This is a genomic window from Brevundimonas sp. UBA6550 (assembly GCF_002434505.1).
GTDB lineage: Bacteria > Pseudomonadota > Alphaproteobacteria > Caulobacterales > Caulobacteraceae > Brevundimonas.
Genome location: NZ_DJKE01000008.1, coordinates 17,618 through 43,970 on the forward strand (window position 1 = coordinate 17,618; position 26,353 = coordinate 43,970).

Genomic DNA, 26,353 nt, shown 5'->3' on the forward strand with positions numbered 1-26,353 from the left:
TCGCCTATCTGACGACTCAATCAGTCGTGGGGACGCATAATGGCTTCGGCCGCAGAACAACTCGCCGCCAATATGAACATCGGCTCGTTCGCGAAAGCGACCGAGCTGCACAAGCGCCTGCTGTTCACGCTGGGCGCGCTTCTGGTCTATCGCATCGGCACCTATGTGCCGATCCCGGGCATCAACTCGCAGGCCTTCCTGCAGTTCTTCCAGGACCCCTCGGGCCAGCGCGGCATCTTGGACATGTTCAACATGTTCTCGGGCGGCGCGGTCGAGCGTATGGCCATCTTCGCGCTGAACGTGATGCCCTACATCTCGGCGTCCATCATCGTGCAGCTGATGGGCACGGTGTATCCGCCCTGGGAGAAGCTGAAGAAGGAAGGCGGCGAAAGCGGCCGCAAGCAGCTGAACCAGTACACCCGCTATCTGACGGTGTTCCTGGCGCTGGCGCAGTCGTTCGGCATCGCCGCCGGCCTGAACAGCACGGCGGGCCTGGTCGACAATCCCGGCGTCTTCTTCATCGCCTCGACGGTCGTGACCCTGACCGGCGGCACCATGTTCCTGATGTGGCTGGGTGAGCAGGTGACGGCGCGCGGCGTCGGCAATGGCATCTCGCTGATCATCTTCGCCGGCATCGTGGCGGTCCTGCCGTCCACCATCGCGCGTCTGCTGGGCCTGGCCCAGCAAGGCCAGATGTCGGCCTTCGCCCTGCTGTTCATCGCCGTCCTGGCCGTGGCCACCGTGGTCTTCATCGTCTTCATGGAACGCGCCCAGCGCCGTCTTCTGATCCAGTATCCGAAGCGCCAGGAAGGCAATCGCATGGCCGGGGGCGAGCGTTCGTTCCTGCCGCTGAAGGTCAACACCGCCGGCGTGATCCCGCCGATCTTCGCCTCGTCGCTGCTGATGCTGCCGACGACGGTTGCGACCATGACGGCCAACGCCGACCTGCCCAGCTGGATGAGCTGGCTGCCGCTGGTGACGGCGCAGCTGACGCATGGCCAGCCGCTGTTCATGGCGCTGTACGCCGCCCTGATCGTCTTCTTCTGCTTCTTCTACACCTCGATCACCTTCAACCCTGAAGACACGGCCGAGAACCTGCGGAAATACGGCGGCTTCCTGCCGGGGATCCGTCCGGGCAAGCGCACGGCGGAATATCTGGACTATGTGCTGACCCGGCTGACGGTGATCGGCGCGGCCTATATCACCGCCGTCTGCCTGCTGCCGGAGTTCATCGTCAGCCAGTTCGGCAACAGCCTGTACTTTGGCGGAACGTCTATCTTGATCGTGGTCTCGGTCACCATGGACACTGTGGCCCAGATTCAGTCCCAACTGCTGGCCCACCAGTACGAAGGCCTGATCAAGAAGGCCAAGCTGCGTGGTCGTGGCGGTCGCGGCGCGCCGACGCCGGTGCGTCGCTAACTTCAAGCCGACAGAGACGCCCAGGGGAGGGCTGATAGCGTGAACTTGATCCTGTTCGGACCGCCGGCGGCGGGCAAGGGCACCCAGGCCAAGCGGCTGGTGGAAGAGAAGGGCATGGTCCAGCTCTCCACCGGCGACATGCTGCGGGCGGCCATCGCCTCGGGCTCGGAGCTGGGCGTCAAGGTCAAGGACGTGCTGGCGCGCGGCGATCTGGTCACCGACGAGATCGTCATCGCCCTGATCGAGGATCGTCTGCCCGAGGCCGAGGCCGCCGGCGGCGCCATCTTCGACGGATTTCCCCGCACCGTGGCCCAGGCCGAGGCCCTGGACGCCATGCTGGCCAAGCGCGACGCGCAGATCGACGCCGTCGTGCGGCTGAAGGTGGACGACGCCGCCCTGACCGAACGGATCGCCAAGCGGTTCGCCGACCAAGGCCGGCCAGACGACAATCCGGAATCGTTCAAGGTCCGGCTGGAGGCCTATAACCGCAACACCGCCCCGCTGCTTCCCTATTACGAAAAGCAGGGCAAGCTGACCGAGGCGGACGGCATGGGCTCTATCGACTCGGTCGCCAAGGCCATCGACGCCGCCCTGGCGTGACCAAAGCCGGCCTCGGGCGTTAGACGTCCGATGATCGACGACGACGCCAATCCCGACAAGAGGCGCGCCCGCAGACGCTGGCGCGCCTTCGCCGTTTTCTGCGCCGTCGCCGGGGCGCAGACGGGGCTGTTCCTGCTGCTAGGCCGGATCGACGGCCGGACGCCGCAGGTTCCGACTGCGCCCGAGCCGCAGCCCTTCGAGGTGGTGCTGTACGATCCGCCGCCGCCGGCGTCCGAACAGCCGCCGGCGCCGCAGACCGGCGGCGGCGCCCCCGCTGCGCCTTCCCGCATCCACACGCCCCCGCCGCCGAAACAGCCGCGAGCGCCCGAACTGCCGGCCCCGCCGAAACAGGCGCCGACCCCTGCGCCCGTCGTCGGCGTCGCGCCCGCGCCCTCGCCCCAGCCGGGCTTCGGCCAGGGCGGGCAGGGGACAGGCAGCGGCTCCGGCGTCGGGTCGGGATCGGGTCCGGGAAGCGGCTCGACAGGACCGCGCCTGTTGACGGGCCCCACGATCGGCCAGATTCGCGCCAACCACCCGCCGGCCGCCCGCAGCCGCTATGGCCGGGCCGAACTGTCGTGCGTCATCCGGCTGGACAACCGACTGGACGATTGTCGCGTCGTGGACGAGACGCCGCCGGGCCTGGGCTTCGGCGCGGCGGGCCTGCAGGTGTCGGGCGTCTTTCGTTTCCAGCCGCCGACCGAGAACGGCCGCCCCGTCGAGGGCCAGCGCGTCACCGTCGGCGTCGATTTCGGCCGCCCGCCGCGTTGATCCACGGCAGACGTTGACGCCCTGTGAATCATCTGTATAAGGGCGCCTTCCCGCGAAGGGCGCCACGCTCCTGGTTTGTTAACCGGAGCGTTTGTTGCGTCTGACTAACGCGTATCTGGAGAATTTCGTGGCCCGTATTGCTGGCGTCAACATCCCGACCAACAAGCGCGTGGAAATCGCGCTTCAGTACATCCATGGCATCGGCCCCGCCGCCGCCAAGGACATCACCGAGAAGGTGGGCATCGAGCCCGCCCGTCGCGTGAACCAGCTGACGGACGCCGAAGTCCTGTCGATCCGCGAAACGATCGACAAGGATCACACCGTCGAGGGCGACCTGCGCCGCGAGACGTCGATGAACATCAAGCGTCTGATGGACCTGGCCTGCTATCGCGGCCTGCGTCACCGCAAGGGCCTGCCGGTCCGCGGCCAGCGCACCCATACGAACGCCCGCACCCGCAAGGGTCCCGCCAAGCCGATCGCCGGCAAGAAGAAGTAAGACAGACACATGGCCAAGGAACCGGGTCGCGTAAAGAAGCGCGAGCGCAAGAACATCACCTCGGGCGTCGCCCACGTGAATGCTTCGTTCAACAACACCATGATCACGATCACCGATGCCCAGGGCAACGCGATCTCGTGGTCTTCGGCCGGTCACATGGGCTTCAAGGGTTCGCGCAAGTCGACCCCTTACGCCGCCCAGATGGCTGCGGAAGACGCCGGCAAGAAGGCGCAGGAACACGGCGTGAAGACGCTGGAAGTGAACGTTTCGGGTCCGGGTTCCGGCCGTGAATCGGCCCTGCGCGCGCTGCAGTCGGTCGGCCTGACGATCACGACCATCCGCGACGTCACCCCGATGCCGCACAACGGTTGCCGTCCGCCCAAGCGTCGTCGCGTCTAATCGCGACTTCGTTCAAGGCACACCCCATCTCCGTCGGCTCCACCATGGCCTCGTCGACAAGGCCGGAGCCGACGAAACCCGTTCGAGGGACAAAATGATCGAAAGAAACTGGCAAGAGCTGATCCGTCCCGAGAAGCCCCAGATCGAGACCGGTTCCGACGCCCAGCGCAAGGCGCGCCTGGTGGCCGAGCCCCTCGAGCGTGGCTTCGGCGTGACCCTCGGCAACGCGCTCCGTCGCGTTCTGCTGTCCTCGCTGCAAGGCGCGGCGGTCACCGCCATCCAGATCGACGGCGTGGTCCATGAGTTCTCGTCGCTGGAAGGCGTGCGCGAAGACGTGGTCGACATCGTCCTGAACATCAAGCAACTGGCGCTGCGCATGCACGCCGAAGGCCCCAAGCGCATGACCCTGCGCGCCACGGGCCCCGGCGCGGTGACGGCCGGCCAGATTGACGTGCCGGCCGACATCGAGGTTCTGAACCCCGATCACGTCATCTGCACGCTGGACGACGGCGCCTCGGTGCGCATGGAACTGACCGTCCAGAACGGCAAGGGCTATGTCGCGGCCGAACTGAACCGGCCGGAAGACGCCCCCATCGGCCTGATCGCCGTGGATGCGCTGTATTCGCCGGTCAAGAAGGTGGCCTATCGCGTCGAGCCGACCCGTCAGGGCCAGTCGCTGGACTATGACAAGCTGCTGCTGGAAGTCGAAACCAACGGCGCGGTGACGCCTGTGGACGCCGTGGCCTACGCCGCGCGCATCCTGCAGGACCAACTGCAGATCTTCATCACCTTCGAAGAGCCCAAGAAGGCTGTCGAGCAGTCGGACGGCAAGCCCGACCTGCCCTTCAACCCGGCGCTGCTGAAGAAGGTGGACGAGCTGGAGCTGTCGGTCCGTTCGGCCAACTGCTTGAAGAACGACAACATCGTCTACATCGGCGACCTGATCCAGAAGACCGAGGGCGAAATGCTTCGCACCCCGAACTTCGGCCGCAAGTCGCTGAACGAGATCAAGGAAGTTCTCGCGACGATGGGCCTCAGCCTCGGCATGGATGTGCCGAACTGGCCGCCCGAAAACATCGAAGATCTGGCCAAGAAGTTCGACGACCAGATCTAAGTTCAACCCTCCGCCCGTCTCCTTTCGAGGAGAATGACGGGGCGGTTAGAAGATTACGGGCCTAGGTCTCCTGTCAGGAGATACCGGGCCCGGAGTAGGAGAGACCCTGATGCGCCACGGCGCCGCCCATCGTAAACTCGGTCGCACGACCAGCCACCGCACCGCCATGTTCGCGAACATGGCCGCCTCGCTGATCAAGCACGAGCAAATCACCACGACCCTGCCCAAGGCCAAGGAACTGCGTCCCTTCGTCGAGAAGCTGGTCACCCTGGCCAAGAAGGGCGATCTGCACGCCCGTCGTCAGGCCATCAGCCAGGTTCGCGACGTGCCGCAGGTCGGCAAGCTGTTCGAGACGCTGGGCCCGCGCTACAGCGAGCGCAACGGCGGCTATATCCGCATCATGAAGGCCGGCTTCCGCCACGGCGACAACGCCCCGATGGCCGTGATCGAGTTCGTCGATCGCGACGTCGAGGCCAAGGGCAAGGACTCCGGTCCGGTCCTGGCCTATGAAGGCGACGAAGACTAAGACCCGGTCGAAAGACCAGACGCCGAAAGGGCGGTCGGAGCGATCCGGCCGCCCTTTTGCTTTGCGACACGCTCCGGTTGAGCCATGCTCTGGTTATGAGCCGCACGATTCCGACCTTGCTCTTCTGCGCCTTGCTTGGCGGATGTATGCCGATCCGGTCGTTTCAGACTGTGACGACTGATGGCCTTTCCGCTGGAGGTATTTTCCAGCGCGGCGAGTTGATCACCGGCGTCAGGAGGGGCGGGGAAAGCGTCAGCTTGGGCGGCGTCGTACCGGCAGGGGATCTGTTGTGCGGCCGTCATCTTGATCCGCCGTGCTTCGCCGCGTCGGATTTGGCTGAGGTGACTGTCGCCGCTCCCTATCAGACCACGGCAAAGGATTTGGCGATTCAGTCCCCGTTGATCGTTTTGGGCGTGGCCTTGTTGCCGCTTTCGCTCCTGCCGACAGCCAAACAGCCAAGTTGGTTGGAACGTGCAGACAATCCTTGTGTGGAAACAGGCGAGGCCGAGCCTTTCACGGTCGAGAACAAAAAGGATGTCAAGGACGAGGCCGTTGCTCTGGCGGGATTGATCGTTCGGCGACATGAACTGACGGGGAGTTGTCTGTTGTTCGTGTCAACTACCAGTCAGTCGAAGGATTTGAATCGGAGGATGGGGTTTACCGCCACGGCACGACTGCGGTTCGAGGAACGAGCCTGTGTCGAAAATGACGGTCAAGCCGAAACGGCATGGCGGTGGAATCTGCCGCGAGAAGACCAGATGGACGAGGCAAGCGTCGTGACTTGGCCTGAAGAGCTTCGGCAAGTTCTGAACGATCCTGCGACGTTCGATTATCCTGGCCTGATGAAGGTCTGCCTCGCGCGAGGCGGCGTCAGGGCTGACCTGACCGATGCCATCCGACGTTCGCGTGAAGCATGGCCGCTGCCAACTGCGCTCTGAGCCGCTAGCTGTCGATCATGGCTGCAAAGGCCGTGAGCCATATGACGAGAATGCACAGGCCGTAGGCGATCTGGTCATGCAGCGGACGGCGAGGCGGGCGGGGCGGCGGATCGAGGTGCGACATCGGCCAGGTTGAAGCCGATAGGCGCGCGCCGGGAAATCGATTATGCGGTCAGGTCTGTGTGAGGGGAGGTCACATGACGGGCCGTGCGCCGCCGCCGTTGAATGCGCTGCGAACCTTCGAGGTCTTTGCCCGCCACGCCAGCATGACGCGGGCGGCGGCCGAACTGTGCGTCACCCATGGCGCGGTCAGCCGCCAGATCGCGGCGCTTCAGGCCGCGCTGGGCGTGCGGCTGGTCAGCGGGCCGCGCCATGCTCTCGTCCTGACGGAGGCCGGCCGTCGGTTGGCGGACGCTCTGACGCCCGCATTTGGCGCGATCACCGATGCGGTGTCTCAGGCGCGGGGCGAGGCGGTGCGCGAGATCGAGATTTCCTGCCTGGGCACCTTTGCGCTGAAATGGTTGATCCCGCGCCTGCCGCACTTTCTGGACGCGCATCCCGAGGTCAGGGTGCGGCTATCGGAATCCTATCTGCCGGTCGACTTTCGCCGGGATCGGTTCGACGGCGCCATCCGCATCGTGGAGCCGGATCAGCGCCATGTCCGCACCGAAAACACGCGGTTTCTGTCCCAGCATCAGGGGCCGGTCGGCGCGCCGGGTCTGATGGCGAAGATGCCCACGCTTCAGGCGGTCGGAGCGGCGCCGCGTCTGCGCTCGGCCACCTTCCGGCAGGCGTGGACGGTGTGGGCGGACCTGGCGGGCGTGACGTTGAAGAGCGACGCGCCGGAGCGGGAGTTCGCTCACAACCATTCGCTGGTCGAGGCCGCCGCATCGGGCCTGGGCGTGGCCATAGCGCCGTGGGCCTTGGTGGCGCCCGACGTCATGGCCGGGCGGCTGGTCGCGCCGTTCGGCTTTGAGGAGCGCGCGTCGTGGTTCGCCTTCCTGCGGCCGGAGGGGCGGCGCGACCCCGCCGTGGACGCCTTCCGCGACTGGCTGGTGCGGGAAGGCGAGCGCAGCCCGCCGCCGCCTATTCCTTCGACAGGTCCTGCTTGTTGAACCAGGCCACGGCGGCGGCGAAGGGAACGACGATCCACAGGGCCAGGCCGAGCACGCCCTTGATCACCGCATGATCCGGCAGGTCCGCCGCCGCCGTCCCGCCCTGGATGACGGCTTTCAGCAGGTCGGTCGCCATGCCGGGCGACAGCAGGGGCAGCAGCCAGCCGTCCGGGGTCACGCCCATCGGCATCAGAATCTGCGGCAGGAAGAACTGGCCGATGCCGATCACCAGCGGCGCGAACAGGGCGGCCAGAAGCGAGCGGGTCAGGACCGCCGCCAACAGGCCCAGCATGGTGAACTGCAGGATGCGCGCCCAGCCGGTCAGGGCCAGAAGGCCGAAGTCTGCGGCCGCCCCGCCCGTCATCGAGAAGGTCAGGGCCCGGCCGAACACGGCCGCCTGGATCAGGCTGGCGATCACGTCGGACACCAGGGCGGCGACGGTGGCGGCGATCATCAACAGGGCGACCACCACGACCTTGCCGGCCAGCAGGTTGGAACGGGTGTTTCGCGCGCTGATCAGCCGCCAGGTCTCCCAGCGATAGTCGCCGGCGTAGATGGTGGCCGCGCCGATCAGGACGAACATCAGGATGGCGGGGTTGGCGAAGTCGCCGGCGCTCTTGACCAAGGTCAGGCCCAGGTCCAGCGGGCCGCCCTTCATCAGTTCCGGCGGCAGCTTGCCGACCAGCTTGGCCTCATTGGCCTTGGCGACCACGAAGCCGATGGTGGCCAGCAGCAGGCCGATGACCGGCACGAACAGCACGCTCCAGAACAAGGCGGTGCGGTTGCGCGACAGGCGATAGGTTTCGGATCGGATCGCGTCAGCCAGCACGGTTTTGCTCCTGCACGCCGGTCCAGCCGGTCTCGCTCATGAAGACGTCTTCCAGGTCGGCGCCGATCCAGCGGGCCTCCTCGATATCGACGCCGTTTTCGACCAGGGCCTTGATCAGGGCGGGGGCCTCGGCGCGGGGCGCCGTGGCCAGAAGGGCGTCGCCGTCCAGCGCGGCGCGCTCGCCCAGCACGGCCATGGCCTTGGCCAGGGGGGTGACGGACAGGCGCAGACGCTCGCCCGAGGCGGTCAGGTCCGAGACCCGGCCCTCGGTGATGACCTTGCCCTTGTTGAAGATGGCCACGCGGTCGCAGACGCGCTGGACCTCCTGAAGCTGGTGGCTGGCCAGGATGACGGTCACGCCGTCGTTGTCGGCCAGGCTGCGGATCAGGGCGCGCATTTCCTGGATGCCGGGCGGGTCCATGCCGCTGGTCGGTTCATCCAGAATGACCAGATCGGGCTTGGTCATCAGGGCGGCGGCGACGCCCAGGCGTTGCAGCATCCCGACGGAAAAGCCGCGCACGCGACGGTTTGCGGCCTCGGCCAGACCGACGCGCTGGAGCCAGTTGTCGATATCGGCCCCGCTGACGCCGCCGTGGGCCTGGGCCAGCCAGACCAGAACCTGGCGGGCGGTCATGAACGGGGGGAAGCGCGGGGTCTCGATCATGGAACCCATGCGGCGCATCGCCGCCGGATCGCCGATCCGGCCGCCCATCACCGTGGCGTCGCCCTCGGTCGGCCGAATCAGGCCCAGCAGGGTGCGGAACAGGGTCGACTTGCCCGCCCCGTTGGGGCCCAGCACCCCATAAACCCCGCCACGCGGGATCGAGAGCGTCAGGCCGTCCAGGGCCTTCACCGCCCCATAGGTCTTGGTGAGGCCGCGGATTTCGATGACGGTGTCCATGATGCAAGCTTGGCGCGAGAACGATGTTCCGACAAGCCGTCGTGGGGCTGTCGCGCATTAAGTTTAGGCAATGGTTTCGTGTCGTATCCGAGGTCGCCCATGTTTCGTTTCCCGCTCGCCGGTCTGATCGCCGCCGGCGCCCTGGCCCTGTCGTCCTGCGCCGGGACGCCGCCCGTGCAGACGTCGCAGGGCGTGGCGGGCGCAGAGGCTCAGGCGGCCCTGCCGGATCGGGTGATCCTGATCTCCATCGACGGGTTCCGGCCGGACTATCTGGGCAAGGGCCAGACGCCGGTGCTGGACGGACTGGTCGCCGGCGGCGCGTTCGGGCCGATGCGGCCGTCGTTCCCCAGCGTGACCTTTCCCAACCACTATACGCTGGTGACGGGTCTGCATCCCGACCATCACGGCGTGGTGGGCAACCGCTTCACGGACGCGCAGCTAGGCGTCTTCACCATGGCCAGCAAGGAAAGCGGCTTCTGGGATCAGGGCGAGCCGATCTGGGTCACGGCCGAGAAGGCCGGGGTGCGCACCGGCACCATGTTCTGGCCGGGATCGGAGGTCGAGATCCACGGCGTGCGCCCCAGCCAGTGGGCGCCATTCGATCAGGGGATGCCGGGCGATGCGCGGGTGGATCGGCTGCTGTCCTGGCTGGACCTGCCCGCGGATCAGCGGCCAAGGTTGGAGACCCTGTATTTCGACATCGTCGATACCGCCGGCCACCGCAACGGCCCGGATGCGCCGGAAACGCGCGCGGCCGCGGCCTCGGTCGATGCGTCGATCGGGCGGCTGATCGAGGGGCTGAAGGCCAGGGGGCTGTATGACCGGACCCTGCTGGTGGTGGTGTCCGATCACGGCATGGCGGCGACCTCGCCCGACCGGGTGGTCTGGATCGACGACATCATCGACCCGGCGGCGCTGAAGATCGGTTACGGCGGGGCGGTGCTGACCGCCGACCCGGCGCCCGGCCGCGAGGCGGAGGTGCAGCAGAAACTGGTCGGCCGGCATCCGCACATGGAATGCTGGAACAAGGCCGACGTGCCGGCGCGCCTGGTCTATGGCTCCAATCCGCGCGTGGCCCAGATCGTCTGCCTGGTCGAGACCGGCTGGCTGACCGCGACGCGCGACCGACCCGTGACCCGCGCGGGCGGGGCCCATGGCTATGACAATCAGGCGCCCGAGATGGTCGCGATCTTCATCGCCCATGGACCGGGCGTGGTTGCGGGACGGCGGCTGAGCGACCTGGACAGCGTGGACGTTCATCCCTTCCTGGCGCGGATGCTGGGTCTCGCGGCGCCGATGGGCGACGGCAGGCCCGAGGATACGCTGGCCGTCACGCGCCCCTGAACGGCTGCGCATTGGCGCGTCCGCGATTTCGGCGCACAATGACCGTCGCAAACGCGGGGAGGCGGCGATGCGCAAGGGTCTGTGGGTCGCGACGGTTTCGGTCGCCTGTCTGATCGTGCCGGTCGCGGTCGCCGACGCCACCGCCACGGCGGCCACCCTGGCCCTGATCGCCAATCCCCAGGTCTGCGGCCGGGTGGGGGCGGTCGGCGACGTCCAGCCGACGGCGGACATGGTCATGGTCCCCGGCTTCGGCAGCGACGGCTTCCCGGTGGATGCCAGGACGCCCGAGGCCCAGGCCTGGTTCGACTATGGCGTGCGGCTGCGCTGGGCGTTCGAACATTCCGAATCGGTGCGGGCGTTTCGAAAGGCGCGTCAGCTGGACCCGTCGTGCGGCATGTGCGCCTGGGGCGAGGCCTGGGCCATCGGGCCGAATCTGAACGGCGGCGGGGGCGATCCTGAATCGATCGCCACGGGCCTGAGGGTCGCGCGCGAGGCGCGTCAGCTGGCCCGCGACGCGACGCCGGTGCAGCGCCAGATGATCGACGCCCTGATCCAGCGTTATTCCGGCAAGGAGGATACGCGCGCCCTGCGGTTCGCCCGCGCCATGGACCGGATCGCCAAACGCCATCCCGACGACGTCTCCATCGCCAGCATCGCCGCCGACGCCTGGATGCTGCAGCCCGAGGGCGAGTGGTGGGACAAGAGCGGCAAGGCGGCCGATCCGGCCGTGACCCGCGCGATGGCGATTCTGGAACACGCCCTGACGGTCAAGCCGAACGACCCCGGCGCCATCCACCTGTATATCCACCTGACCGAATGGTCGGACGATCCGCACCGGGCCCTGGCCTATGGCGAGCGGCTGGTCCTGCTGGCGCCGGGGGCCAGCCATCTGGTGCATATGCCGTCGCACACCTTCTATCGCGTCGGGCGCTACAAGGATGCGATGATGTCCAATGTCCAGGCCGTGGCGCTGGACAAGACCTATGACCGGCTGGTCGGGCCGCCGGGCGGCATTCGCGGCATGAGACTGCACGCCCACAACATCCATTTCGGCATGGGCGGCGCCCTGATGGCGGGCGGGGCCGAAAAGGGGCTGGAACTGGCCGACTGGTATATGGCGACCTATCCGACGCTGCTGGGCGCGCCCCAGGCGGGGGAGGACGATTACTGGGCCTATCGCCAGATCATGGCGGCCGACGCCTATGCCTTGTACGGCCGGTTCGGCACGGCGGCCCAGGTCACGGCCCTGCCGGAGCCGGACGCCGGTCGGCCGCTAATGCGGGTCGGCTGGCGCTATGCGCGGGGCGAGGCGGCGGCGCGTCGCGGCGACGCGCGGGCGGTGCGGGCCGAGGCGGCGGGCATCGCCGCGCTGTTGGCCGACAAGGCGTTCAAGGGGCCGATGGCGGATCGCCAGACCGGCTTTGCCGAACTGTTTCAGAAGGTGCTGGAGGGGCGGGCGGCCATGATCGAGGCCGACTATCCCGCCGCCATCGCCGCCTATGGCCGGGCCGCGCAAATCCAGGCCATGAACCCCGAAGGGGGCGATCCGCCGATGATCTGGTATCCGACGCGCCGCAGCCTGGCGGCCGCCCTGCTGGCGTCGGGCGATGCGGCGGGGGCCAAGGCCAAGGTTGGCGAACTGCTGAAGGACTGGCCGAACGATCCCTACAGCTATTACGTCCTGTATCGCGCCGAACAGGCGATGGGCGACGAGGCGGCCGCCAACGACGCCCTGCGCCATGCGGGCGTCGAATGGATCGGCGGTCAGATGACCTTGGCCGAGGCCTAGGACCAATCGACATTCAGTCGATCTGAGATCGTCATTCCGGGGCGGAGCGAAGCGAAGAACCCGGAACCCAGGGCCTCAACGCCGTTGCTAGACGTAGTTCGCCGGATTGCGAGCCTCCTGGGTTCCGGGTTCGTCCTACGGACGCCCCGGAATGACAATTTGGCGCTGAATGTCGATTAGACCTGACGCCCCAGGGCGAACACGGACGGCACGTCGCAGCGCCAGGTCTTCAGCCGCATCGTAATGGCGAAGGCCTCGATCTGCGACAGCATGCCCAGGCCGAAGGTCAGCCACAGCAGCCAACTCGCCTGGCCAGAGACGAACAACTGAACGAACAGCGCCCACAGACACAGGCAGAACAGTTTGGACAGCCAGTGGTGAGGGGAAGCCTCGCGTCGGAAGCGGGCGAAGCTGACGGCGTGGTTGGCGATCTCCAAGACGAGCAGGATCAAGACCAGCGGCCCCACCATCGCCGCCAGGGCCGTATGCATCAGCCAAAGGGCGAGGGCGGCGCTTAACCAGAAGATCACGTCCGCCCGACCGTCCCAGCGTCGAAGCGTCGGGGTGACCACCTTCAGCCGCCGCGCGATGACCCCGTCGAAGATGTCGGACAACACCGCCAGCGACAGCAGGATCGCGGCGGCCCCGCCTGCCTGAGGCGCCATCAGCGACAGGCCGACCAGCGCAGGCGCGCACAGCAGCCGGAAGACGACCAGAGCCCAGGGCAGGTGGTTCAGCATCGCGGACCTATTTCTTCGCGGCCTCGATCATCTTGCCGATCTCGGCGGGGTCGATGCTGGCGGCGGCCTTGCCGTTGACGAAGAAGGTGGGCGTGCCCTGCAGGCGCAGGGCGGCGGCGATGGTGTGGATGTCGGCGATGTGTCGGGTGGTCTCGGGCGAGGCCAGGGTCGCCTTGGCGCGGGTCATGTCCACCCCGTGCGCGGCCAGGATGGAGTCGATGGATTGAAGGGTCAGGGCGCGCTCGTTCATCAGCGCGTCGTACACCTCCAGATATTTGCCCTGCTGATGCGCGGCCAGGGCGGCGCGGGCGGCGTATTGCGAGGTGACGTCGTCGCCCCGGTCCAGAATGGGCCAGTCCTTGAAGACGAAGCGAACCTCAGGGTGGGCGGCCATCAGGGCGCGGTAGTCGTGGGCCACGGCCTTGCAGCCGGGGCAGCGGAAGTCGAAGAATTCGATCACCGTGACCTTGGCGTCCGCCGGGCCGAAGCTGGGATCGCGGCTGTCGGGGGCCAAAAGGCCCGCGTTCGCGGCGACGGCGGCGTTGGTCTCGTCCACGCGGGCCTGGCCTTCCTTGGCCTGCAGCGCCTGGCTGGCCTCCTGCAACACCTCGGGGTGGTCCAGCAGATAGGCGCGGACGTTGGAGCCGCCGGTGAAATAGGGCGCGGCCGCCAGACCCAGGGCGACGACCGACAGGCCCAGGGCGATGTAGCCGGCGCGCCCGCCGCTCAGCAGCCCCGCCGTCCTGGGCTGGGGGGCGGCGTGGGGTTCGGGCGCAGGCGCGGGGGCGTCGTCGGTCATGAAGGCTCGCAGTCGGGGAAAATCAGTTCAGGGACGTGGGCCGGCGGGCGGCGTCGCGTTGGTCGAGGTCGCGCAGATCGTCGGGCGTGGCGCCCGAGGCCAGGACGATGTCCACCGCCCGGCGCCATTCGATGGAGCCGGGGTCCAGCATGGACCGGGCGCGCAGGGCGAACTGGGTCGCCTGTTTCTCGTCGCCGCCGGCGAAATAGTATTCGGCCGAGGCCAGGCGGGCCTCGCCCTCCTTGCCCTGGGCGGCGTAGGCCTGGGCCAGCAGACGCCAGGCCATGGTGTTGTCCTTCTCGGCGACCACGGCGCGTTTCAGCTGGTCGATGGCCTCGTCCAGATTGGCCTTGTCGTTGGTCTCGATCAGGGCGTGGGCCAGGTTGACGCGCAGCAGGGGGGCGTCGGGCTTCAGCCGCACGGCCTCGCGGTGAGAGGCGACGGCTTCGGCCGGGCGGCCTTCCTCGAACAGGATCTGGCCCTTCAGTTCCTGGAAATAGGGGTTCGCGACATCGCCGGCGATCAGGGCGTCGACGGCCGCCAGCGCCTTGTCCGTCTGGCCGTCGCGATACCAGGCGATGGCGCGGGCGTAGCGGCCGGGCAGGGAGACGTCGGTGGAGGGATAGTCCCGCAGCGTGGCGTTGGGCGCGTCCATGAAGGCGTGAATCTTGGCCAGGATCAGGGCGTGCTGGGCCACCCGTTCGGGGCTGTCGCGATGGTCGTAGTGCGGCTGTTCCTGCACATAGCGGCGCAGGGTCTCGATACGCTGGGAAGACAGGGGGTGGCTGCGGAAATAGGGATAGCGCCGCGCGTCGGAGAAGACCTCCTGCGAGCGGAAGTTGTCGAAGAAGGACACCAGGCCCGCGCCGGATTCGCCAGCCGCCTCCAGGCCGCGCGCCCCGGTCAGATCGGCCTCGCCCTCCTGACCCTGCATGTAGCGCAGGGCGCCCAGAGCGCCGAAATACTGGCTGGATCCCAGCAAGGCCATGCCGGCGTCGGGCGCGCCCGCCGCGATGGCCAGGGCGCCCAGGGCCATGGTCATGAACATCGGCTGTTTGCCGGCGTTCTGGGCGCCGTCGCGCAGGGTGTGACGGTTCTTGATGTGGCCCGCCTCGTGCGCCATCACGCCCAGCAACTCGTTGGGCGTCTTGGTGCGCAGGATCAGGCCGGTGTTGACGCCCATGATCCGCCCGCGCGTGGCGAAGGCGTTCAGTTCGTCGTCATTGACCAGCAAAACCTGGATGTCGGACGGGTTCAGACCCATGGCGGTGAACACCGGGTCGGCCCATTCGCGCACGATGCCCTCGACCTCGGTGTCGCGGATCAGACTTTGCGCGGCGGCCTGGCCGGCGACGGACAGGGCCATCAAGGCCGTCGCCGCCGCCGCCAGAAGACGGGATGCAGAGCGGGGAAGCCACGTCATGGCTGAACTCCAATAGCGACCGGCCCCCGCCTGCATCCTGACAATCTAATCGTGACCGATCAGCGGCGCCACCACCCGCGTTTGGGCTTTTCGGGCGGGGCGACGATCTGGTTGGGATCCTCGGCGATGAGGGCCTCGACGTCGATCTCCGGCGTGGGCGCGACGAAGGGTTCGGCCAGGACGGCGGGCGAGGGCTCGATTGGAGCCGGGGCGGGCTCCGCCGGCTGCTCGACCGGGGCGATCTCGACCGTTTCCGAAACGAGCGCCTCGTGCGGGGTCACGTCAAGGTCGGCCGGTTCGCCTTCCACCGTCGCCTCGTTCGGCTCGATGGCCGTGTCGGGGTGCGGCTCGGTCGCGATCTCGACGCTGGCGCTGGCCGATTTGCGACGCACGCGGCGGCGCTGCGGTTCGGGCGCGAGGGCCGGCGCGGCGGCCTCGACGGTCTCGCTGGTCGGTTCGACCATGACCGCCATCGGCGTCTCGGGCGAACCGTCGGGCGGCATGCCTTCGTTGGTGGCGCGGTTCTCGACCTTGATCTCGTGCAGGGCGCCGGCTTCGCCGCCCCGACCCCGACCGCGACGACGACGGCGACGCGAACGGCCGCCTTCCTCGTTTCCGGCCTCATCGTTGGTTTCGCCGACCGTGACGGCCAGGTTCTCGACGCCGGTGTCGGCGACGGGGCGTTCGGCGCGCTCCGAGCGCTCGCCTCGACCTTCGCCGCGACCGGGGTTCAGCGGGTCGAACCAGACATAGGGATCGTCCAGCGAGGGCGTGCGGCCGCGCACCCAGGTATAGACGTCGCGCTCTCCGTCCTCGCGCATCCGGCGACCGCCGCGACGGCCGCGACGGCGGCGACGGCCGTTCTCGTCTTCCTCGTCGTCCGAGGCGTCATCCACGACGACGGCGTCCACGGCCTCGTCGTCGCGCCGACCGCCGCGACGGCGGCGACGGTTGCGACCGCGGCCGTTTCCGTCGTGACGCTCCGACCGTTCGCGCGGTTCGTCGTCGTCCGTGTCCTCGCGCTCCAGCGAATCCTCGTCTTCGTCGTCGTCGGCGACGATCTCCTCGTCGTCGTCGTCTTCCTCGTCGTCATAGAGGGAGGCGTCGAAATCGTCGTCCAGGTCGGGCATCTCGACCTCGGGCGCCACGAAGTCCTCGTTGGTCTCGGTGCGCTCGATGTTGTGTTCGCCCTGACCCAGGCTGTCGTCGATCTGGACGATGACGTTCAGGCCGCGACGTTCCAGCAGCGCCTGCAGATAGGCGCGCTTGTGGTTCAGGATATATAGGCCGACGGCCGTGCAGACCTTCAGCACCACGACGCCCGCGCCGTTCTTGCCGGCCTCGATGTCGACCGCGCGCAGGGTCATCAGGGCGGCGGACTCGGCGGACCGAATGCGGCCGGTGCCCTGGCAGTGGGGGCAGGCCTCGGTGGCGCCCTCGATCACGCCCAGGCGGCGACGCTGGCGGCTGATCTCCATCAGGCCGAACGGCGAGATGCGGCCCATCTGGATGCGGGCGCGGTCGGACGACAGGGCGTCCTTCAGCACCTTCTCCACGGCGCGGTTATTCTTGCCCTCGTCCATGTCGATGAAGTCGATCACGACCAGGCCGGCCAGGTCGCGCAGACGCAGCTGGCGCGCGGCCTCGACGGCCGCCTCCATATTGGTCTTGAACGCCGTCTGTTCGACGTTGCGCTCCTTGGTGGCGCGGCCGGAGTTGACGTCGATGGCCACCAGGGCCTCGGTCTGGTTGATGACCAGATAGCCGCCGGACTTCAGCGGCACGACCGGCTGGTGGATCTGCGTCAGCAGTTCCTCAATGCCGTTGGCGGCGAACAGGGGCCGCGAGCCGCGATACAGATGAACCTTCTTGGCCTGGGCCGGCATCAGCACGCGCATGAAGTCGCGCGCTTCCTTGAAACCCTCCACGCCTTCGACCTGGATGCCGTCGAAGTCCTTGTCGAACATGTCGCGCACGGCGCGGCGGACCAGGTTCTCTTCCTCGTAGATCACCGAGGGGGCGTGAGAGGCCAGGGTGGTCTCGCGGATCGTCTCCCACAGGCGCAGCAGATACTGATAGTCGCGCTTGATCTCGGCCTTGGTGCGCTTGGCGCCGGCGGTGCGGATGATCAGGCCCATGCCCTTGGGCACGTCCAGGGCCGCGACGGCGCTCTTCAGGCGGCGACGGTCCGAGGTGTTGGTGATCTTGCGGCTAATGCCGCCGCCCTTGCCGGTGTTGGGCATCAGCACGCAGTAACGGCCGGCCAGCGACAGCCAGGTGGTCAAGGCCGCGCCCTTGGCGCCGCGCTCGTCCTTGACGACCTGAACCAGCAGGATCTGGCGGCGCTTGATGACGTCCTGGATCTTGTAGCGCCGCATCAGGCGACGCTTCAGACGCTCCTCGTCGGCCAGGGCGGCGTCGGGATCGACGTCGTCGCCGGTCGATTCGCGATCCAGATCGTCCTCGTCCTCGTCGTCGTGCGCCTCGGCCATGATGGCTTCGCGGTCGGCGACGGGGATCTGGTAATAGTCCGGGTGGATTTCGTTGAAGGCCAGGAAGCCGTGGCGATTGCCGCCGTATTCGACGAAGGCGGCCTGAAGGCTGGGCTCTACGCGCGTGACCTTGGCCAGGTAGATGTTGCCGCGAAGCTGGCGCTTCGCACGGGATTCGAAATCGAATTCCTCAATCTGGCGTCCGTCCACGATGGCGACCCGGGTTTCCTCCGGGTGGGCCGCGTCGATCAGCATTGTCTTTGACATGGATGGTCTCTCTCTGGCGCGCGCAGGCCGACCGTCCCGGATCACGGAACAGGGTCATGGCGGCTCGCCGAATGAAGGTGAGGGCCGGCGCGCGCGACATCCCCTCGCCGAGAACGGCGAAGCGGGCTTGATCAAGCCGTTGGGGTGCGCAGGCGTTAAGGCCCATGGAAGTCGTCGGTCCTGAACCGGGCGCGCCAATCCCTTGGGAAGGCCGCGTCCCTGGTCCGCTCTTCGAATCCTCGGCGATGCCGGGAGATTCTAGGATTGGTGAAAGTCATCGCCGCGAGGAGGGCGCGCCAGGCTTCGCAGGGGGCGAAATCGGCGCGATCGGTTCGCGAGCGGTCACAGCATAGTCACGCAACTCGCGAATTAAAAGGCGTTGGCCTTAACCCCCTGAATACGAGCGTCTGGCATCCTGGGCGCAGAGTAGGCTTTCAGTAGGTTCGTCGGCGCAAATGAGCGGTCGCGTTTTGACAGGTCTGATGCGCTGGGGCGCGAAGGAATGGGCGATGACCGCCCTGGCCTTCGTGGTCATCTGCGCCGTGGGACTGTTCGGCACGCGCGGCTTCGCCTGGGGCGCGCAGGGCGATGTGCTCAGCGTGCGCTTCGGCGCGGACGGCGACCGGACCCGCGTGGTCATCGATCTGGAAAAGGCGGCGCAGGGCCGGGTGGTGGACGCGGGCGGGCAGGGGCGCGTCACCCTGGCGCTGAACGGCGTGGCGCCGGGCCGGGGCCTGAACGGGGACGGATCGGGCCTGGTGCGATCCTACGCCGTGTCGGCTTCGGGCGGATCGTCGCGCATCCAGCTGGAACTGGCGCGCGGCAGCGAGATCGAGCGGCGCTTTCTGCTGCCGCCCGGCGACGGGGTCAGCCACTATCGCTACGTCATCGACCTGAAGGCGGTGGGCGGCGCCGTCGCGGCCGCCCGCGCGCCCTCGCCATCGACCCCGCCGCCCCAGCCGCGCCGGTCGGGAAAGCCGCTGATCGTCATCGACGCGGGCCATGGCGGCAACGATCCCGGCGCGAGCGGGGCCGGCGCGCGCGAAAAGACCGTCACCCTGGCCGCCGCCCTGGCGCTGAAAAGCGAGCTGGAGCGGACCGGGCGGTATCGCGTGCGGCTGACGCGCGAGGACGACCGCTATGTCGATCTGTATCGTCGCGTGGCCATCGCGCGCCAGGCGGACGCGGACCTGTTCATCTCTTTGCACGCCGACGCCGGCGCCGATCCCGCCCTGCGCGGGGCCAGCGTCTATACCCTGTCCGAACAGGGGGCGGGTCGGGCGGTGCGAGAGTTCACGCGCGGCGACAACTGGCACCGCGAGCTGCATCTGCCGGGGCGCGATCCGTCGGTGGACCGCATCCTGCTGGACATGACCCAACGCGCGACGCAGAACCGATCGGCCCAGTTCGCGCGGGTTCTGCTGACCCATCTGGAAGGCTCCGAGACGCCGCTGCTGCGCCGCAGCCACCGCGACGCCGGCCTGGCCGTGCTGCTGGCGCCCGACGTGCCGGCGGTGCTGCTGGAGATGGGCTTCATCACCAATCCCGAGGACGAGCGGATGCTGACCGACGAGCGCGCCCGCCGTCGATTGATGAAGACGGTCGCGGATGGCATCGACCGTTATTTCCGCGAGCCGGCCGCGCCGATGATGACCGCTTCGAACGGTCTGGCCGCCGGGCAACCCTGATCCTCGCAACCAACCGGCGTCCGGCCGGTTGTGAGGCCCATGAAGAAAGCCATCGTCACGGGCGGATCCGGCCTGATCGGATCGGGATTATGCCAGGCCCTGTCGGATCAAGGATGGGACGTCGCCTCGTTCGACCTGAAACCGGGCGAGGGCGCGGCGCGCCACGTCGACTGCGATCTGGGCGACGAGGCCTCGGTCGCGCGGGCCTTCGAGACGCTGGGCTGGTCCGAGCTTGATCTGCTGGTCAACAACGGCGGGGTCGCCGATCCCGTCAATGGGCCGCTGGCCGATCTGTCGCTAGCCGACTGGCGAAAAGTGGTCGACAGCCACCTGACCGGCGCCTTTCTGATGTGCCGATCCGCCATCCCCTTGCTCAGGGACGGCGGCTCCATCGTCAACATGGTTTCCACCCGCGCCTTCATGTCCGAACCCGAGACCGAAGCCTATGCGGCGTCGAAAGGCGCTCTCGTCGCCCTGACCCATGCGCTGGCGATCAGCCTGGGGCCCAGGATCCGGGTGAACGCCATCGCGCCGGGCTGGATTTCCGATGGCGAAGGCCTGCGGCCGGTCGATCACGATCAGCACCCGGTCGGCCGCGTCGGCCGCCCCGCCGACGTCGCCCAGGCCGTCTTGTATCTGGCCGAGGCCGACTTCGTGACGGGGCAGGTGCTGACGGTGGACGGCGGAATGAGCCGCAAGATGATCTACGCGGAGTGACACCGCGACCGCTTGCCGTTGTCGCCTCGATTGTGCCAGTGATGGCCACAGGTTGGGGCAAAGGGGATGGCCATGATCCAGATTTTCGCCGCGATTGCGCTTCTGTCTGTGCCGGACGCGCCGTCGGCGACGGGAGCCTGTGCTTGGTCGCGCCTGCCGGAGGCGGAGCAGCAGGCGGTGATGACCGCCTATGACCGCGGCATGTCGCAAGGGATGCGCGCCCTGTCGCAACGCGGCGCCGACCTTCTGGCGATCTCACAGGACTGTACGGGCCGATCTGATTTGCCGCCGCGCTGGATACATGCCGCGATTGCGTCCCATGTGATCCAACTGGGAGCTTCGGCGCGGGTCGAACGCGAAAAGGGTTTGAGCAGGGCGCGCCTGGATCGGGCTTGGGATGAGGCCAGCGAGGCCGCCCGGAGTTGCGTCTTCAATAACGCCGCCAAACCGTTCGGCATCGAAGGACCGGCCTGCCCTGATCAACGCGCGGGGACGACCTTTCTGGCGTCTCTCGGCCTATCGACGGTGAACCGGGCGGATCGCGTCGCGGCGGAACAGGCGCTGATCTATATGAACGCCAAGGCCCAGCAAATGATCGCGGATCAACTGATCTCCAAGGCGCCGGTCAGGCCCTAAGCCAGGCCGGCCTTCTTCAGCGTCTTCCAGGCCTTGATGACGCGCTGCAGCTTGGCCTCGGCGCCGCGGTCGCCGCCGTTGGTGTCCGGGTGGAAGCGTTTCAGCATCTCGTGATAGCTGGCCTTCACCTTGGCCTTGTCGGCGCCGGGGTCCAGGCCCAGGTCGGCGAGAGCCGCGCGTTCCAACTTGCCCACGCGGCGATCCTCGGTCGGGGACTGCGGCGCCTGATCGCCCTTGCGGCCGAACAGGCCGAAGCTGTCGCGCCACGAGCCGGCGCCGGTGGTGTTGGACGTGCCCATCTTGGAGGCGAAGGCGGCGGCCTCGCGCGTGAACTTGCCGGCCTTCATCTCCCAGGTCGGGCGGCCGCCGGTCATGGCTTCGTTCTCCTGGGCGGCGCGGACCTCGCCCTCGCTCATGCCGGCGTAGAAGTTCCAGCCCTTGTTGTATTCGCCGGCGTGGGGCTGACAGAATTCGTAGAAGTCGTTCAGCCGGTCGCGCGACTTGGGGGCCTTGGCGGTCGCGGCCTTGCGGCAGTCGGGCCATTGGCACGGCTTTTCGCCGGGCTTGAGGTGAAGGACGTCGGCCTTGGCCGCCTCTTCCTCGGGCTTCGGCGGCTTCACGCGGATGTCGGTGAAGCGCGGCTTGTATTGAAAGGAGGCGGACATCAGCCGAAGTGTAGGGCCGAATTGGACGGCATCAAGGAATCGATCATGTCGGAAGGCCCGGTCGCGGCAATTATTCGTGCAAAACTGACGGAGGGCCTGGCCCCCCGGCGGCTGGAGATCGAGGATGACAGCTGGCGGCACGCCGGCCATCACCACGAGGGCGGGATGGACGCCAAGCCTGGCGGAGAGAGCCATTTCAATCTGGTGATCGTGTCCGAGACTTTCCAGGGGCAGTCGCGCGTGGCGCGCCAGCGCGCGGTCAATGCGCTGCTGAAGACCGAACTGGCCGGGCCGGTCCACGCCCTGTCGATCAAGGCCCTGACGCCGGACGAGGCTGGGGAAGAAAAAACAACGTTCACATCGTCTTAGAACCTTCGTCTTAGCGTCACGCGACCAAACAGAAGGTGGGGCTCTGGGCTATGGTGGAATCGGACGGCGTAGCGAAGGCTTTGCCAGGCGATCAGCGCGCCGGGGATGCGTCCCAGGCGCTAACGGCCATCCTGCAGACGCAGTACCTGCGCTATATGATCATCGCCTCCTGGGCCGTGGGGCTGCTGGGGACGGTGGGCTGGCTGCCGGCCGCCCTCTGGTTCGGTGTGACGCTGGCCGCGGGATCGCTGCGCGGCCTGGTGGAGAAACGACTGAGCCATCGTGTGGAAGCCGGCTGGGGCATGGTGTTCCCGATCGTGGCGACCGCGACCACCGGCGCCTGGGCGACCGCGCCCCTGCTGGCGTGGTTCTCGTCGGCGGAATTCGGCCGTCCCCTGGCCTTGGCGCTGATCATTTCCGGCTATGTGCTGGTCTTTGCGCAGTTGCGCAGTTCGCCGCGTCAGGCCCTCATCATCTCCTCGCCCTACGGTGCGGCGGCGGCGGTCATTCTCGGCAGCCTTTGGGGCGGCGACGAGTTCTGGTCCATGCTGGCGGTGGTGCCGTTCACGGCCGCCGGCCTGTTTGTCCTGGTCACCATGACCCTGTTGCGCGAAGAGCGGATACGGGTGTTCCAATCCCATCAGGCGCATCTGATCGAAGAGTTGGAAGCCGCGCGCGACAAGGCCAACGCCGCCAATGACGCCAAGTCCAACTTCCTCGGCGTGATCTCCCACGAACTGCGCACGCCGATGAACGGGGTGCTGGGCGCCGCCCAACTGCTGGGCGCCACGCGGCTGGAGACGACGCAGCGGGAGTATCTGTCGATCATCCGCAACTCGGGCGACAATCTGCTGTCGCTGCTGAACGACATCCTCGACATGACCAAGATCGAGGCGGGCAAGATGAACTTCGAGGTCGTCGATATCTCGATCGACAGCCTGCACAAGCGCATCACCGGCCCGTTCGAGGCCCAGGCCGAGGCCAAGGGGCTGGAGTTCGTCTCCACCTTCGAAGGCGAGATGCCGACCGTGGTGCGCGGCGACCCCTTGCGGGTCTGCCAGGTGGTGCAGAACCTGTTGTCCAACGCCGTCAAATTCACCGAGGCCGGCCGCATCCTCTACACCGTGCGGGCGCAGCGGATTTCGGATCAGCGCGTGCGGTTCCAGTTCGTCGTTCAGGACAGCGGGGCGGGGATCGCCTCGGCCGATCTGGAGCGGCTGTTCCTCCCGTTCACCCAGGTCGACAGCTCGTCCACGCGCCGGTTCGGCGGCACGGGCCTGGGCCTGACCATCGCGCGGCGCATGGCCAACATCATGGGCGGGGACATCACCGTCACCTCCAAACTGGCCGAGGGATCGCGCTTCACCCTGGAGATCGAGGCCGAGGTGGTGGAATGGGCCAAGCCGGTGCTGGCCGAAGAGGTCCATGCCGAGATCGAGGGCGGGGAATCGCTGCGGGTGCTGGTGGTCGAGGACCATCCGGTCAATCGCATGATCCTGGAGGCGTGGATGAGCTCGGCCAGCCATGTCACCGCCACGGCCGAAAACGGTCAGATCGCCATCGACAGCGCCGCCAGCCAGCCGTTCGACCTGATCATCATGGACGTCAACATGCCGGTGATGGATGGATTGAGCGCGACGCGCCTGATCCGTGAAGGCGGCGGTCTGAACGCCGACACGCCCATTGTCGTGCTGTCCGCCTCGGCGCGGTCGGAGGATCATGAGGCGGGCCTGAACGCCGGGGCGGACGCCTATCTGAACAAACCCATCGACTTCAGCGCCCTGGCCCTGCTGATGGGCCGGGTAAGCGGGGGACGCGAGGCTGTCGCGCAGACGTTCAAGCCGCCGTCCGAGACCTCGGCCGCCGCCTGACGCGCGAAGGAATGCGGCCGGGACTTGGCCGCGCGATGAACCTCGACCGAACGGCGCGGTTCAGACTGACCTCAGGCCGGAGCCTCCATAAGGGCGAGACGTCGAATCGTTTCGGCCGCAGATGGAGACACGACCATGAGAAAGACCCTCACCGCCGCGATCGCTGCAGTCATGGCCGCCGGCGCACTGGGTGCCGCAGGCGCGGCCTCGGCCCAGCCCATGCCGCCGCACGGGCCGCATGGCCCCGCCGCGCGCCACGGTCCCGGCCCGGATCACCGCGACTTCCGTCGCGAGCAGCGCCACGAGCGCCGCGACTTCCGCCATGAGCAACGCCGCGAACGCCACGCCTATCGCGAGGAGCAGCGCGCCTATGCCCGCTGGCAGCAGGCGCAGCGCCGCTATCACGCCCCGCGCTATGTGCCGCCGCGCGGCTACGAGGTCCGGTCGTGGCGATACGGCCAGCGGATGCCGTCCTACTACCGCACCAACGACTATGTGGTGCGCGACTACGGCCGCTACGGTCTGCGTGCGCCGCCCCACGGCTATCAATATGTCCGCAGCGGCAACGACGTCGTGCTGGCAGCCGTGGCGGGCGGTTTGATCACCGCCGTGATCGCGGGCCTGTTCAACTAAGCGACCGCATCGGCGAGAAGCGCCCCGGAGGGAAACCTCCGGGGCGTTTTTCGTTTGGAACCAGCGGCGACGGTTGGCGCGCCTGGACAGGGATGGAAATGCGCGCCTTCGCCGAGCTTCTGGATCGCCTGTCCCTGACGGCGTCGCGCAACGCCAAACTGGTGCTGGTGCGCGACTATCTGCGGGCGACGCCCGACCCGGATCGGGGCTGGGCGCTGGCGGCCCTGACCGGCGACCTGACCTTCGACGCCGCCAAGCCGGCCATGATCCGAAAGGCGGTGGAGGGGCGGGTGGACAGCGTGCTGTTCGGCTGGTCCTACGACTATGTGGGCGATCTGGCCGAGACGGTCGCCCTGATCTGGCCCGTGACGCCGGACCGCCGCCCGAACCGCGAACCGGAACTGGCCGAGGTGGTCGAGGCCCTGCGCACCGCCAGCCGGGCCGAGGTGCGGGGTCTGCTGGAAAACTGGCTGGACGCGCTGGAGCCCAAGGGGCGGTGGGCGCTGCTGAAGCTGATGACGGGGGCCTTGCGCGTGGGTCTGTCGGCGCGGCTGGCCAAGACGGCGGCGGCGATGATGCGTCCCGACGTCGCGCCCGCGCCGCCATCGCCGGACGGCGACGAAGGCGAGACGATGCTGGAGGCCCTGGACGCCTCGGCCATAGAGGAGGTCTGGCACGCGGTGGAGCCGCCCTATGCCGACCTGTTCGCCTGGCTGGAGGGGCGGGCCGAGCGGCCCAGCCCCGATGCGCCCGGTCGGTTCCGGCCCGTCATGCTGGCGGTGGCCATCGACGAGGCGGTGGATCTGCCCAAACTGTCGCCCGCCGATTACGCCGCCGAGTGGAAGTGGGACGGCATCCGCGTTCAGGCCGTGCTGGAGGGCGAGGTGCGAAAACTCTATTCCCGCACCGGCGACGAGATTTCGGCGGCCTTTCCCGATGTGATGGACGCCCTGGCGTTCGAGGGCGCCATAGACGGCGAACTGATCGTCTGGCGCGAGGGGGCGGTGGCGCCGTTCGGCGATCTGCAGCAGCGGCTGAACCGCAAGACGGTGGACGCCAAGGCGATGCAGTCCTTTCCGGCGGCGGTGGTGGCCTATGATCTGCTGGCCCAGGACGGCGAGGACCTTCGCAGCCTGCCGCTGCGCCAGCGTCGCGCGCGGCTGGAGACGCTGGTGGCCGACCATGCGGGCGGGCGGCTGCATCTGTCGCCCCTGGTCGACTATGCCGACTGGGAAGAACTGGCGCGGCTGAGAGCCGATCCGCCGGTGGGAGCGGCGGCCGAGGGGCTGATGCTGAAACGCTGGGACAGCGCCTATCTGGCCGGGCGGCCCAAGGGGCCGTGGTTCAAGTGGAAGCGCGATCCGCACGTCATCGACGCGGTGCTGATGTACGCCCAGCGCGGGCACGGCAAGCGATCCAGCTTCTATTCCGACTACACCTTCGGCGTCTGGACCGAGGAGGGGGCGCTGACGCCGGTCGGAAAGGCCTATTTCGGCTTCACCGACGAGGAGTTGAAGCAGTTGGACAAGTTCGTGCGCGACCACACGATCGACCGTTTCGGACCCGTGCGGTCGGTGCGGGCGGAACGGGATTTCGGCCTGGTGCTGGAGATCGCCTTCGAGGGGCTGAATCGCTCGACCCGGCACAAGTCGGGCGTGGCCATGCGGTTTCCGCGCGTCAGCCGCATCCGCTGGGACAAGCCCGCCCGAGAGGCCGACACCCTGGCCAATGTGATGGACCTGCTGGACGCCATAGAAAGCGGCGGCGGACGCATCGCCAAGGCTTGAAAAGCGAAGCCTGAAAATCGCCCTTTCG

At 67.7% G+C, this 26,353-nt stretch carries 25 protein-coding genes; 18 read left to right on the top strand and 7 right to left on the bottom strand.

The genetic code is table 11. From position 1 onward, the window contains the following. Positions 1–39: 39 nt before the first annotated feature. From secY to B3Z70_RS07990, 9 genes are all read left to right on the top strand, one after another. A complete protein-coding gene (gene secY / locus B3Z70_RS07950) occupies positions 40–1,419 on the top strand; it encodes a preprotein translocase subunit SecY (protein WP_292020052.1) in 1,380 nt (459 codons plus the stop codon). 39 nt (positions 1,420–1,458) lie between these two features. Beyond that, positions 1,459–2,019, top strand: coding sequence for an adenylate kinase (locus B3Z70_RS07955; RefSeq protein ID WP_292020051.1), 561 nt, complete (start codon positions 1,459–1,461; stop codon positions 2,017–2,019). A 30-nt stretch (positions 2,020–2,049) separates the two neighbouring features. Then, entirely contained in the window at positions 2,050–2,787 is a 738-nt protein-coding gene (locus B3Z70_RS07960) for an energy transducer TonB (protein ID WP_292045317.1), read from the top strand. A 127-nt stretch (positions 2,788–2,914) separates the two neighbouring features. Continuing rightward, positions 2,915–3,283 carry a 30S ribosomal protein S13 gene (gene rpsM, locus B3Z70_RS07965; protein ID WP_026108555.1) on the top strand — a complete coding sequence of 123 codons (369 nt, stop codon included), beginning with the start codon at positions 2,915–2,917 and terminating at the stop codon, positions 3,281–3,283. A 9-nt stretch (positions 3,284–3,292) separates the two neighbouring features. Beyond that, positions 3,293–3,682, top strand: a complete 390-nt coding sequence (gene rpsK, locus B3Z70_RS07970) for a 30S ribosomal protein S11 (RefSeq protein WP_013268944.1) — start codon at positions 3,293–3,295, stop codon at positions 3,680–3,682. Positions 3,683–3,776: 94 nt separating this feature from the next. Further along, positions 3,777–4,796 carry a DNA-directed RNA polymerase subunit alpha gene (locus B3Z70_RS07975; protein WP_087119302.1) on the top strand — a complete coding sequence of 340 codons (1,020 nt, stop codon included), beginning with the start codon at positions 3,777–3,779 and terminating at the stop codon, positions 4,794–4,796. A 109-nt stretch (positions 4,797–4,905) separates the two neighbouring features. Then, positions 4,906–5,322 (top strand): 50S ribosomal protein L17, encoded by a 417-nt coding sequence (gene rplQ / locus B3Z70_RS07980; protein ID WP_087119301.1) that lies wholly within the window; start codon positions 4,906–4,908, stop codon positions 5,320–5,322. A gap of 95 nt (positions 5,323–5,417) precedes the next feature. Next, the gene (locus B3Z70_RS07985; protein WP_292019863.1) at positions 5,418–6,260 is read left to right on the top strand and encodes a hypothetical protein; all 843 of its coding nucleotides are present in this window, start codon (positions 5,418–5,420) and stop codon (positions 6,258–6,260) included. Between the two features lie 197 nt (positions 6,261–6,457). Continuing rightward, entirely contained in the window at positions 6,458–7,375 is a 918-nt protein-coding gene (locus B3Z70_RS07990; protein ID WP_292019866.1) for a LysR substrate-binding domain-containing protein, read from the top strand. Here B3Z70_RS07990 and B3Z70_RS07995 read toward each other — a convergent pair. Together B3Z70_RS07995 and B3Z70_RS08000 are read right to left on the bottom strand one after the other, a co-directional pair. After that, a complete protein-coding gene (locus B3Z70_RS07995; RefSeq protein ID WP_292019869.1) occupies positions 7,347–8,204 on the bottom strand; it encodes an ABC transporter permease subunit in 858 nt (285 codons plus the stop codon). The genes B3Z70_RS07990 and B3Z70_RS07995 overlap by 29 nt on opposite strands. Then, the gene (locus B3Z70_RS08000; protein ID WP_292019871.1) at positions 8,194–9,105 is read right to left on the bottom strand and encodes an ABC transporter ATP-binding protein; all 912 of its coding nucleotides are present in this window, start codon (positions 9,103–9,105) and stop codon (positions 8,194–8,196) included. Before B3Z70_RS08000 ends, B3Z70_RS07995 begins: the two co-directional genes overlap by 11 nt. 99 nt (positions 9,106–9,204) lie before the next feature. Between B3Z70_RS08000 and B3Z70_RS08005 the strand changes: the two genes are divergently transcribed. Then, positions 9,205–10,449 (top strand): ectonucleotide pyrophosphatase/phosphodiesterase, encoded by a 1,245-nt coding sequence (locus B3Z70_RS08005; RefSeq protein WP_292019872.1) that lies wholly within the window; start codon positions 9,205–9,207, stop codon positions 10,447–10,449. A gap of 67 nt (positions 10,450–10,516) precedes the next feature. Continuing rightward, a complete protein-coding gene (locus tag B3Z70_RS08010) occupies positions 10,517–12,238 on the top strand; it encodes a hypothetical protein (protein ID WP_292045319.1) in 1,722 nt (573 codons plus the stop codon). A gap of 176 nt (positions 12,239–12,414) precedes the next feature. Here B3Z70_RS08010 and B3Z70_RS08015 read toward each other — a convergent pair whose 3' ends face one another. From B3Z70_RS08015 to B3Z70_RS08030, 4 genes are read right to left on the bottom strand one after another with little or no spacing between them, the layout of a single operon-like run. Beyond that, on the bottom strand, positions 12,415–12,978 hold the full coding sequence (locus tag B3Z70_RS08015; protein ID WP_292021670.1) for a CDP-alcohol phosphatidyltransferase family protein: 564 nt from the start codon (positions 12,976–12,978) through the stop codon (positions 12,415–12,417). A gap of 7 nt (positions 12,979–12,985) precedes the next feature. After that, a complete protein-coding gene (locus tag B3Z70_RS08020; RefSeq protein ID WP_292021671.1) occupies positions 12,986–13,777 on the bottom strand; it encodes a thioredoxin domain-containing protein in 792 nt (263 codons plus the stop codon). 22 nt (positions 13,778–13,799) lie between these two features. Further along, positions 13,800–15,200: a M48 family metalloprotease gene (locus B3Z70_RS08025; RefSeq protein WP_292021673.1), complete on the bottom strand. Its 1,401-nt coding sequence runs from the start codon at positions 15,198–15,200 to the stop codon at positions 13,800–13,802. Between the two features lie 59 nt (positions 15,201–15,259). Continuing rightward, complete coding sequence (locus tag B3Z70_RS08030) at positions 15,260–17,959, bottom strand: Rne/Rng family ribonuclease (protein WP_292021674.1); 2,700 nt, start codon at positions 17,957–17,959, stop codon at positions 15,260–15,262. Positions 17,960–18,468: 509 nt separating this feature from the next. Here B3Z70_RS08030 and B3Z70_RS08035 point away from each other — a divergent pair. The 3 genes from B3Z70_RS08035 to B3Z70_RS08045 all read left to right on the top strand — a co-directional run bounded on the left by B3Z70_RS08035 (position 18,469) and on the right by B3Z70_RS08045 (position 21,000). Beyond that, complete coding sequence (locus B3Z70_RS08035) at positions 18,469–19,647, top strand: N-acetylmuramoyl-L-alanine amidase family protein (RefSeq protein WP_292045321.1); 1,179 nt, start codon at positions 18,469–18,471, stop codon at positions 19,645–19,647. A 39-nt stretch (positions 19,648–19,686) separates the two neighbouring features. Then, complete coding sequence (locus B3Z70_RS08040) at positions 19,687–20,364, top strand: SDR family oxidoreductase (RefSeq protein ID WP_292021416.1); 678 nt, start codon at positions 19,687–19,689, stop codon at positions 20,362–20,364. Between the two features lie 72 nt (positions 20,365–20,436). Continuing rightward, on the top strand, positions 20,437–21,000 hold the full coding sequence (locus tag B3Z70_RS08045) for a hypothetical protein (protein WP_292021417.1): 564 nt from the start codon (positions 20,437–20,439) through the stop codon (positions 20,998–21,000). Here the strand turns inward: B3Z70_RS08045 and B3Z70_RS08050 are convergent. After that, positions 20,997–21,665, bottom strand: coding sequence for a J domain-containing protein (locus tag B3Z70_RS08050; protein ID WP_292021420.1), 669 nt, complete (start codon positions 21,663–21,665; stop codon positions 20,997–20,999). The genes B3Z70_RS08045 and B3Z70_RS08050 overlap by 4 nt on opposite strands. A 45-nt stretch (positions 21,666–21,710) precedes the next feature. Between B3Z70_RS08050 and B3Z70_RS08055 the strand changes: the two genes are divergently transcribed. The 4 genes from B3Z70_RS08055 (at position 21,711) to B3Z70_RS08070 (ending at position 26,325) form a co-directional block, all read left to right on the top strand. Continuing rightward, entirely contained in the window at positions 21,711–22,034 is a 324-nt protein-coding gene (locus B3Z70_RS08055) for a BolA family protein (RefSeq protein ID WP_292021422.1), read from the top strand. A 50-nt stretch (positions 22,035–22,084) separates the two neighbouring features. Then, the gene (locus B3Z70_RS08060; protein ID WP_292045323.1) at positions 22,085–23,905 is read left to right on the top strand and encodes an ATP-binding protein; all 1,821 of its coding nucleotides are present in this window, start codon (positions 22,085–22,087) and stop codon (positions 23,903–23,905) included. A gap of 135 nt (positions 23,906–24,040) precedes the next feature. Beyond that, a complete protein-coding gene (locus tag B3Z70_RS08065; RefSeq protein WP_292045327.1) occupies positions 24,041–24,538 on the top strand; it encodes an RcnB family protein in 498 nt (165 codons plus the stop codon). A 98-nt stretch (positions 24,539–24,636) separates the two neighbouring features. Next, positions 24,637–26,325 carry a cisplatin damage response ATP-dependent DNA ligase gene (locus B3Z70_RS08070; RefSeq protein ID WP_292019856.1) on the top strand — a complete coding sequence of 563 codons (1,689 nt, stop codon included), beginning with the start codon at positions 24,637–24,639 and terminating at the stop codon, positions 26,323–26,325. Positions 26,326–26,353 lie beyond the last annotated feature (28 nt).

Coding starts and splice junctions, on each gene's coding strand:
- rpsK (WP_013268944.1), top strand. CDS start 3,293: ATGGCCAAGGAACCGGGTCGCGTAAAGAAGCGCGAGCGCAAGAACATC.
- B3Z70_RS08030 (WP_292021674.1), bottom strand. CDS start 17,959: ATGTCAAAGACAATGCTGATCGACGCGGCCCACCCGGAGGAAACCCGG.
- B3Z70_RS08065 (WP_292045327.1), top strand. CDS start 24,041: ATGAGAAAGACCCTCACCGCCGCGATCGCTGCAGTCATGGCCGCCGGC.
- B3Z70_RS08060 (WP_292045323.1), top strand. CDS start 22,085: ATGGTGGAATCGGACGGCGTAGCGAAGGCTTTGCCAGGCGATCAGCGC.
- B3Z70_RS07990 (WP_292019866.1), top strand. CDS start 6,458: ATGACGGGCCGTGCGCCGCCGCCGTTGAATGCGCTGCGAACCTTCGAG.
- B3Z70_RS08000 (WP_292019871.1), bottom strand. CDS start 9,105: ATGGACACCGTCATCGAAATCCGCGGCCTCACCAAGACCTATGGGGCG.
- B3Z70_RS08020 (WP_292021671.1), bottom strand. CDS start 13,777: ATGACCGACGACGCCCCCGCGCCTGCGCCCGAACCCCACGCCGCCCCC.
- B3Z70_RS07960 (WP_292045317.1), top strand. CDS start 2,050: ATGATCGACGACGACGCCAATCCCGACAAGAGGCGCGCCCGCAGACGC.
- B3Z70_RS08035 (WP_292045321.1), top strand. CDS start 18,469: ATGACCGCCCTGGCCTTCGTGGTCATCTGCGCCGTGGGACTGTTCGGC.
- B3Z70_RS08040 (WP_292021416.1), top strand. CDS start 19,687: ATGAAGAAAGCCATCGTCACGGGCGGATCCGGCCTGATCGGATCGGGA.
- B3Z70_RS08015 (WP_292021670.1), bottom strand. CDS start 12,978: ATGCTGAACCACCTGCCCTGGGCTCTGGTCGTCTTCCGGCTGCTGTGC.
- B3Z70_RS08005 (WP_292019872.1), top strand. CDS start 9,205: ATGTTTCGTTTCCCGCTCGCCGGTCTGATCGCCGCCGGCGCCCTGGCC.
- secY (WP_292020052.1), top strand. CDS start 40: ATGGCTTCGGCCGCAGAACAACTCGCCGCCAATATGAACATCGGCTCG.
- B3Z70_RS08045 (WP_292021417.1), top strand. CDS start 20,437: ATGATCCAGATTTTCGCCGCGATTGCGCTTCTGTCTGTGCCGGACGCG.
- B3Z70_RS08010 (WP_292045319.1), top strand. CDS start 10,517: ATGCGCAAGGGTCTGTGGGTCGCGACGGTTTCGGTCGCCTGTCTGATC.
- B3Z70_RS08050 (WP_292021420.1), bottom strand. CDS start 21,665: ATGTCCGCCTCCTTTCAATACAAGCCGCGCTTCACCGACATCCGCGTG.
- B3Z70_RS08070 (WP_292019856.1), top strand. CDS start 24,637: ATGCGCGCCTTCGCCGAGCTTCTGGATCGCCTGTCCCTGACGGCGTCG.
- B3Z70_RS08055 (WP_292021422.1), top strand. CDS start 21,711: ATGTCGGAAGGCCCGGTCGCGGCAATTATTCGTGCAAAACTGACGGAG.
- B3Z70_RS07975 (WP_087119302.1), top strand. CDS start 3,777: ATGATCGAAAGAAACTGGCAAGAGCTGATCCGTCCCGAGAAGCCCCAG.
- rplQ (WP_087119301.1), top strand. CDS start 4,906: ATGCGCCACGGCGCCGCCCATCGTAAACTCGGTCGCACGACCAGCCAC.
- B3Z70_RS08025 (WP_292021673.1), bottom strand. CDS start 15,200: ATGACGTGGCTTCCCCGCTCTGCATCCCGTCTTCTGGCGGCGGCGGCG.
- B3Z70_RS07985 (WP_292019863.1), top strand. CDS start 5,418: ATGAGCCGCACGATTCCGACCTTGCTCTTCTGCGCCTTGCTTGGCGGA.